Source organism: Achromobacter sp. SIMBA_011 (assembly GCF_046535435.1).
Lineage (GTDB): Bacteria > Pseudomonadota > Gammaproteobacteria > Burkholderiales > Burkholderiaceae_B > Achromobacter > Achromobacter dolens.
The window spans coordinates 1-248 of the sequence record NZ_JAWRWN010000969.1 but is presented as its reverse complement, the minus strand read 5'-3'; the positions used below and the strand labels follow the sequence as shown (position 1 = coordinate 248).

Genomic DNA, 248 nt, shown 5'->3' with positions numbered 1-248 from the left:
ACTGGCGACATTCATTGCCGATCTGGATTGCGAGTTGCACACCAAGCTGCTCGAACGCGGTTCACATCGAGATACGGTCGCATTCGTTGAGCGCGAACTGGCACGGAAGCGGCTTGTGATCTGTAGCTGGCGCGAGGTTGGGACGCTGCACAACCATGCAGTGCTCGCAATCGGCACTTCTGGCATCGAGCGCAACCATCGATTCAAGCCGAGCACGTTGCTGCTTCTCGATCCAGCGGAAGGGCCGC

1 pseudogene is annotated in these 248 nt (G+C 58.9%); it reads left to right on the top strand.

The annotated features are described in order from the left end of the window. Positions 1–34 precede the first annotated feature (34 nt). Positions 35–248 (top strand): annotated as a pseudogene (locus SB816_RS33885) (hypothetical protein); the annotation flags it as partial.